This is a genomic window from Lederbergia ruris, assembly GCF_018332955.1.
GTDB classification, from domain to species: Bacteria; Bacillota; Bacilli; order Bacillales; family Bacillaceae_C; genus Lederbergia; species Lederbergia ruris.
This window is the reverse complement of sequence record NZ_BORB01000084.1, coordinates 1-1,919: the sequence shown is the minus strand read 5'-3', so window position 1 is coordinate 1,919 and position 1,919 is coordinate 1. Positions and strand designations below refer to the sequence as shown.

1 protein-coding gene is annotated in these 1,919 nt (G+C 41.6%); it reads right to left on the bottom strand.

Annotated elements, in window-relative coordinates; translation table 11 throughout:
• The coding region (locus tag KI363_RS21465; protein ID WP_246516995.1) for an IS1182 family transposase at window positions 1–1,782 on the bottom strand (1,782 nt) is incomplete at its 3' end.
• Window positions 1,783–1,919: the final 137 nt, after the last annotated feature.

Genomic DNA, 1,919 nt, shown 5'->3' with positions numbered 1-1,919 from the left:
GGGGATGTCTAAAAAGTCCCTAAAATAAATCAGGTGGAGAGAAACGATTTGTTTTTCTCCACCTGATTTTGTGTTTTTATGGTTTTTCCCTGAAAATAGTAGGCGAGTGCCTGCCACTTTCAGGAGATTGTGGGCTAATGCCACAATCCCAAACTCTACATGGACCTTTTCAAGGCCCCGTAATGAGAAACGGCGGAACGACCGATTGCCCTTGATGTGGCCAAAAACACTCTCTACCTCAATTTTGCGCCTGGAGTAGAGTTCTGCTTTTTCCTCACATTCAAGGGCTGTTTTCGCCTTTGCTTTCATCTCTTCAAATATCGGATTCAAGTGGACTTGGCGATTGCCTTTTGCCTTTGTACATTGTGCTTTCAGCGGGCAATCGGAACAGTCTTCACATTCATAAATTTTGTAGCTTTGCTCGAATCCTGAAGCGTTCTTTCTGTTTTGGTACTTTTTAAAGAGCACTTTGCGTTCGTTTGGGCAAATGAACAGGTCGTCTTTTTCCTGGTATGTCCAGTTTTTTACATTCCTAATGTCGTTTTTGTATTTGCGTGTTTTTTCTTTTACATACGTGCTATAGGGGATTAAACATTCAAAATGAGGCTCCTTTTCTTCCCCGAGGGCATACAGATAATTTTCCTCACTGCCATACCCTGCATCCGCAATCACTGTTTTAGGCATCGGCAAACGGGACGCTGCCAATTTCTCTAAGTGGGGGATAAAACAGCGTGTGTCTGTCGGGCGCTGATGCAGCGTATAATAAAGGATAAATTGGTTTTCTGTTGCTATTTGTACATTATAGCCAGGTTTTAGCTGTCCGTTTTTCATATGGTCATCTTTCATGCGCATAAAGGTCGCATCAGGATCCGTTTTAGAAAAGCTGTTGCGATCACCAAATGTCTCTAAGTGCGTTTGGTATTTTTGAACGCGCGGAATGAAGTCTTTACGAATGAGTTTAAGTGGTTTTTTTAACTCACTGCGGCGTGCACGCAGTTCTTTGCGGGCAGGAATTTCTTTTGTCGACTCGATTTCTTCTGATAAGCTGTTAACTTTGGCCTCAAGTTGATTGGCCACTGCTTCTAATTCTTCAGGAGACGCATTTTCTCCAGGTGTGTTCTCAAGTTCCATTCCTTCAGCTTGTGTAATTTCATGGATGTGCTCAAGTGTTTCTTTGATTTTCTCTTTTAATTTCGCGTCAAAACGGAGGGTTGATTTTTTCCACACGAAAGAATACTTGTTGGCGTTGGCTTCAATCTTTGTGCCATCCAAGAAGTAGTTTTCCATTGTAATATGCCCGTCGTCGATTAATTTGAGGATCATCGTTTCAAACAGCTCATCCATCATGGCTTTCATGCGCTTCCCCCGAAAATCGTTGATGGTACGGAAATCAGGTTTTTGCATCGCCGCCAGCCACATCGCAGGAAGGCTTTCTTGAATAAGCGTTTCTATGCCACGGCAAGAATATACTTTTTGTGAATACGCATATAAAATCACTTTTAGCATCATTTTCGGATGAAATGGGCGACGTCCGCCACCTGAATAATGGGCAAATAGTTGCTCGTCTGGAATGGCCTCAACCATTTCATCAACAACACGGGCGACATGATGTTCAGGGATCAGTTCTTGAAGGTCATAAATAAAGAAACTTTGATGATTATTGTAGGATTTGAACGTGGGAGTAAATTTTTCTTTAGAAGCAATAGGAGTTTCTTCTTTTACCTCTAGAGGAAGCGATGTTTGTGTGTTATACTCTTTTTTAGTAATCTTCGGATTGCTCATAAAAAAATCGTCCTTTCTTGAGTGTTGTGTGGTAACTTCATTCTACTAGAAAGGGCGATTTTTTTGTATGTATTTTTAGTAAAAATAGGAAAGGTTGTCACAGGAAGTCGTTTTTCAACGACTTTCTGGACAGCCCC